Source organism: uncultured Nevskia sp. (assembly GCF_903885465.1).
Lineage (GTDB): Bacteria > Pseudomonadota > Gammaproteobacteria > Nevskiales > Nevskiaceae > Nevskia.
The window spans coordinates 1-6,045 of sequence record NZ_CAISIQ010000332.1; the positions used below are offsets into that span (position 1 = coordinate 1).

Here is a 6,045-nt window from a genome sequence, read left to right on the forward strand (position 1 = left end):
GCCGATCAGGTTCTCGGCCGCATGCAGCGAGCTTTCCACCTGGCCGACGATGCGTGCGGTCTCGGCCGGCACCGCATCGCGGTCGATCGAGGTCACGAACAAGCGCGCGGCGTTCAGCGGTTGCACCAGATCGTGGGTGACAGTGGCCAGAAATCGCGACTTGGCCCGGTTGGCGCGCTCGGCCACGCCGCGCGCCTCTTCGAGCGCAGCGGTGCGTTCGGAGACCCGCTCCTCCAGCTGTTCGTTGACCACTTCCAGCGCCTGCTGGGCCTGCTTGTAGGCGGTGACGTCCGAATAGCTGGTGACGTAACCGCCGCCGGACATCGGGCTGCCGCGCACCTCGATGACCCGGCCATCCGGCATCAGGCGTTCGTGGCTGTTCGGCGTGCCGGCGCCCAGATGCGCCAGCCGCCGCTCGACCTGGGTCTCGACATCGCCAGGCCCGAGCAGGCCGCGCTCGGCGTTGTAGCGGAACACCTCGGCGATCGGCCGGCCGACCTTGATCAGGTCGTCCGGGTAATCGAGCATTTCCAGATAGCGACGATTCCAGCCGACCAGGCAGAGATCCTTGTCGACCACCGACACGCCCTGCGACAGATGCTCCAGCGAAGCGCGCAGCAGCTCGCGGTTGAACTGGATCTCGTGCGCGGTTTCATCGAGCAGGCTGATCACGTCTTCCAGCTGCATGTCGCGGCCGCCGAGGGCCGAACCAAGAACAAGCCGTGCGCTCGAAGCACCGAGGGCGCCGGACAGCAGATGCTCGATGTGCCGTGCCTGTTCGGACGACACCCGGTCGTCCGGCTTCGGTTCGGGCCGACCGAGGCGGCGGGCATGCAGTTCCAGTTCGCTGCGCGCGCGGTCGGCACCGAAGAAGCGTTCCAGCAGCACCACCAGATCGCCGACCGTCGCCGCGATCTTCATCGCCGAAGTACGCGCCGCGCGGCCTGCGGACGGCTCTTCGAGAAAGCGCCCAGCCTGCAGGCGTTCGCGCAGGCCGGGCTTGAACAGCAGCGGCGTCAGCAGATAGGTCAGCGTGTTGAAGCCGAGACTCCACAAGCTGCCGTGGGTGATCTCGTCGAGCCCATCGAGCCCGAACAGCGCCTGCGGCCGCAGCCAGCCGATGCCGAGCGGGCCGTCGCTCAACAGGCTGCTGTCGCCGCCGGCCAGCAGCGCCGGCAGCAACAAGGTGTACAGCCACAGGCCGAAGCCGATGCTCAAACCCGCCAGCGCACCGGCATGGCTGCCGCCGCGCCAGAGCACGCCGCCGACGATCGCCGGCGCGAACTGCGCCACAGCCGCGAACGACAACAGACCAATCGCAGTCAGCGAGCCAGGCCCGCTGTAGATCCGGTAATACAGATAGGCGGCGGCGATGATCGCGACGATCGCGGCGCGGCGAATGTTCTTCAGCAGGCCGCTCAAGTCGCTGCGCTCGGCGAGCCGGAAGCGCCGCGAGCGCAACAGCACCGGCAGCACCAGCTCGTTGGAAATCATCGTCGACAGCGCGATGGTTTCGACGATGACCATGCTGGTGGCTGCCGAAAAACCGCCGAGATAGGCGATCAGCGCCAGCCAGCCCTGCCCCTCTGATAGCGGCAACGCCAGCATGTAGGTATCGCCCGAAGCATCCGCCGACAGACGATCGAGGCCGGCGCTGGCGATCGGCAGCACGAACACGCTGATCGCCAGCAGGAACAGCGGAAACACCCAGCGAGCGCGCTGCAGGTCGCGAGTGTCGGCGTTCTCCACTACGGTGACGTGGAACTGCCGCGGCAGACACAGCACGGCGGCGGCGGCGAGCAGGGTCTGGGCAACGAAGCCGGCCTGCCAGCGGCCGTCGCTTTCGTGTGCCTGACTGCCGAGGCGGGTCAGCGCATGGCTCCAGGCATCGCCAAAGCCGTCGTACAGGTGGTAGCAGACGAACAGGCCGACGGCGAGAAAGGCCAGCAGCTTGACCGTCGACTCGAAGGCGATGGCCAGCACCATGCCGTGATGGTTTTCGCTGGCCACCACTTGCCGCGTGCCGAACAGGATCGCGAACGTTGCAAGGAGCCCAGCCACGAACAGCGCGCCGTTGTCGAACAGATGGTCATCGGCGCCGATTTCGCCCTGCGAGTGCGCCAGCAGCTCGAAGCCGAAAGCCACGGCTTTCAGCTGTAGCGCGATGTAGGGCACCACGCCGAGCACCGCGACGGCGGTGACGAACATCGCCAGCCGCTGGTTGCGGCCGTAGCGGGCGCCGATGAAGTCGGCAATGGACGTGATGTTGTAGCGCTTGCTGATCCGGATCAGCCGCTCCAGCAGGCCGCCGGCAAACAGGAACACCAGCATCGGCCCGAGATAGATCGGCAGAAAATCCCAGCCGCTGGTCGCGGCCCGGCCGACGGCGCCGTAGAAGGTCCAGGACGTGGCGTAGACACCGAGCGCGAGGCTGTAGGTCCAGGGCTTGCGCGAGGAGCCGGCCGCGGCCCGACGATCGCCATGCGCCGCGATCGCGAACAGCACCGCGACATAGATCGCCGAGATCAGGAATAGCGACCAGACCTCGAGCATCCCGGCGTCCCCTGCCGGTGGGCGGCCGGCTGCTGAGGCTCAGCATAGAACACGAGGCGGTCTTCGCCGCAGGGCCTGAGACCAAAGTCGCAGACCCGGGCCACCCCGCTTAGACCAACGTCGCATGGAGCGCGAACCCCATCGCCGATAGGCTCCGCCATCAGCATCGCCGTACCCATGACGCAGGTGTTAGGAGCATCCATGACAACAAAACAGCATTCCGGCGACGGCAGCACGGCGTCGACCGAAGTCCACGTGGCGCCGGAGATCCTGCGCATTCTTGAAAGCCCGGCATTCACCGAGCTGCGCGCCCGCCGCGGACGTTTCGCGGCGATCCTGACCACGCTGATGCTGCTGATCTACTACGGCTTCATCCTGGCGATCGCCTTCGCGCCGCAATGGTTGGCGATCCGCATCGACGGCGTCATCACGCTGGGCATTCCGCTGGGGCTGGGCGTGATCCTGTCGGCGATCGTGCTGACCGGCATCTACGTGCGCCGCGCCAACGGCGAGTTCGATGCACTGACGGTCAAGGCTGTCCGGAGCGCCCAGGGATGAATCCGATGAACCGCATGATTCTCAAGACACTGGCCGCCACGGCGCTGTTCGCGCCGCTCGCCAGCGTCGCCGCCGCACTCGAAGGCCAGGCCGAGAAGCAGCCGCTGAACCTGACCGCCATCCTGATGTTCGTCGCCTTCGTGGCGCTGACGCTCGGCATCACTTATTGGGCGAGCAGGCGCACGCAATCGCGCGCTGATTTCTATACGGCGGGGGGCGGCATCACCGGCTTCCAGAACGGGCTCGCCATCGCTGGCGACTACATGAGCGCGGCTTCGTTCCTCGGCATTTCGGCGCTGGTGTTCGGCTCCGGCTTCGATGGCCTGATCTACTCGATCGGCTTCCTGGTCGGCTGGCCGGTGATCATGTTCCTGATCGCCGAGCGGCTGCGCAATCTGGGCAAGTTCACCTTCGCCGATGTCGCCAGCTACCGGCTGGACCAGACCTCGATCCGCATCCTCGCCGCTGCCGGCACGCTGACCACCGTCGCCTTCTACCTGATCGCGCAGATGGTCGGCGCTGGTCAGCTGATCAAGCTGCTGTTCGGGCTGGACTACAACATCGCCGTGGTGCTGGTCGGCGTGCTGATGATCGTCTACGTCACCTTCGGCGGCATGCTGGCGACCACCTGGGTGCAGATCATCAAGGCGATGCTGCTGCTCGGTGGCGCCAGCTTCATGGCCTTCATGGTCATGCGCCACGTCGGCTTCTCGGTGGAAGCGCTGTTCGAGCAGGCCATCGCCGTGCACAAGGATGGTCAGGCGATCATGGCGCCGGGCAAGCTGGTCAAGGACCCGGTGTCGGCGATCTCGCTCGGCCTGGCGCTGATGTTCGGCACCGCCGGCCTGCCCCACATCCTGATGCGCTTCTTCACCGTGAAGAACGCCGCCGAAGCGCGCAAGAGCGTGTTCTACGCCACCGGCTTCATCGGCTACTTCTACATCCTGACCTTCATCATCGGCTTCGGCGCCATCGTGCTGGTGGGCACCAATGTGTTCTATCTGGACGGCGCAGCGCTGCGCGGCGGTGCCAACATGGCGGCGATCCACCTCGCTCATGCGGTCGGCGGCGATGTCTTCCTCGGCTTCATTTCGGCAGTCGCTTTCGCAACCATTCTCGCGGTGGTCGCCGGACTGACCTTGTCCGGCGCCACGGCGGTCTCGCATGACCTGTACGCCCATGTGCTGCGCAAGGGCAAGGTCAACGACAAGGACGAAATCCGCGTCTCGAAGTTCGCGACCATCGGCCTCGGCATCCTGGCGATCGTCCTCGGCATCGTCTTCGAGAAGCAGAACGTCGCCTTCATGGTCGGCCTGGCCTTCGCCATCGCGGCCAGTGCCAACTTCCCGATCCTGCTGCTGTCGATCGTCTGGCGCGGCCTCACCACCCGTGGTGCACTGCTCGGCGGCGGCCTGGGGCTTGTGTCAGCCGTGACACTGACCGTCCTCGGTCCAGCCGTCTGGGTGAAGGTGCTTGGCCACGCCACGCCGATCTTCCCCTACGACGCACCGGCGCTGTTCTCGATGACCCTGGCCTTCCTCGGCTGCTGGTTCGGTTCGGTGACTGACCGCAGCGCGAGGGCCAGGATCGAGTCGGCACGCTACATCGAGCAGCTGGTCCGGGCAGAAACCGGTTACGGCGCCACCGGGGCATCAAGTCACTGATGATCCGGCTCGCAATCCACTGAATCGGGTAGCCCGCCAGGAAGCTGGCGGGCTTACTGTATCGGGCGCGATGTTTGCTTTAGCGCGGCACGGCGCAAACAGCTGCGCCGTGGCTGGCACACTCCAGCCCGAGGAGACGCCCCGCCCACGGGGCCCAAGAAGCCCCAGAAGTACAGTCGAACCGACAAGACTCGAACAACGAGGATCAACGATGAGCAGTGACAACTTCCAATCCGTGCTGACCGAGACCCGGGTGTTCCCGCCCTCGGCCGAGTTCGCCGCCGCCGCTCGTGTCAACGCCGCGAAGATGGCCGAGCTGCGCGCCGCCGCCGCTGCCGATTTCACCGGCTTCTGGGGCGCTTACGCCAAGAGCGAGCTGAGCTGGGCAACGCCGTTCAAGACCGTGCTCGATGACAGCAAGGCGCCGAACTACCGCTGGTTCCACGACGGCACCCTGAACGCCTCGTACAACTGCCTGGATCGCCACCTGGCGACCAAGGGCGACAAGATCGCCATCCGCTACGAAGGCGAGAAGGGCGACACCCGCAACTACAGCTACCGCGAGCTGCACGCCGAAGTCTGCAAGCTGGCCAATGCGATCAAGGCCAAGGGCATCGTCAAGGGCGATCGCGTGGTCCTGTATCTGCCGCACTCCCCGGAAGCGGTGATCGCGATGCAGGCCTGTGCGCGCCTCGGGGTCATCCACTCGGTGGTGTTCGGCGGCTTCTCGGCCACCGCGCTGCGTGATCGCATCGAAGACACCGGCGCCAAGCTGGTGATCACGGCCGATGGCAACCAGCGCGGCGGCAATGTCGTCGATCTGAAGAAGGCCTGCGATGAAGCGCTGGCGCTCGGCTGCCCGACCGTACAAGGCGTGATCGTCGCCAAGCGCACCGGCCATGCGATCACCATGAAGGACGGTCGTGACGCCTGGTGGCATGAAGCCACCGCAAAGGTTCCGACGGATTGCGAGCCGGTGAATGTCGACGCCGAACACCCGCTGTTCCTGCTTTACACCTCCGGCTCCACCGGCAAGCCCAAGGGCATCCAGCATTGCACCGGCGGCTATCTGCTCGGCGCGATGCTCAGCGCCCAGTGGGTGTTCGATCTCAAGGAAGACGATCTGTTCTGGTGTACCGCCGACGTCGGCTGGGTGACTGGCCACAGCTACGTCACCTACGGCCCGCTGGCCAATGGCGCCACCGTGATGATCTACGAAGGCGTGCCCACCGTCCCGGACGCCGGCCGCTTCTGGAAGATCTGCCAGGAC

Annotated in this window: 4 protein-coding genes; 3 read left to right on the plus strand and 1 reads right to left on the minus strand. The window is 65.9% G+C overall.

Features of this window, described 5'->3' with window-relative positions; translation table 11 throughout:
* A partial coding sequence (locus tag QZY06_RS13005) for a PAS-domain containing protein (protein WP_295685070.1) occupies nucleotides 1-2,553 on the minus strand: 2,553 nt, incomplete at its 3' end.
* 201 nt (nucleotides 2,554-2,754) lie between these two features.
* On the opposite strand from QZY06_RS13005, the gene QZY06_RS13010 reads away from it, so the two are divergent.
* The 3 genes from QZY06_RS13010 to QZY06_RS13020 all read left to right on the plus strand — a co-directional run.
* The gene (locus tag QZY06_RS13010) at nucleotides 2,755-3,111 is read left to right on the plus strand and encodes a DUF485 domain-containing protein (protein ID WP_367275639.1); all 357 of its coding nucleotides are present in this window, start codon (nucleotides 2,755-2,757) and stop codon (nucleotides 3,109-3,111) included.
* 14 nt (nucleotides 3,112-3,125) lie between these two features.
* Nucleotides 3,126-4,775, plus strand: a complete 1,650-nt coding sequence (locus tag QZY06_RS13015) for a cation acetate symporter (protein ID WP_367275640.1) — start codon at nucleotides 3,126-3,128, stop codon at nucleotides 4,773-4,775.
* A 211-nt stretch (nucleotides 4,776-4,986) separates the two neighbouring features.
* Nucleotides 4,987-6,045, plus strand: a 1,059-nt coding sequence (locus QZY06_RS13020) for an AMP-binding protein (RefSeq protein WP_295685075.1), incomplete at its 3' end; no start/stop codon positions are given.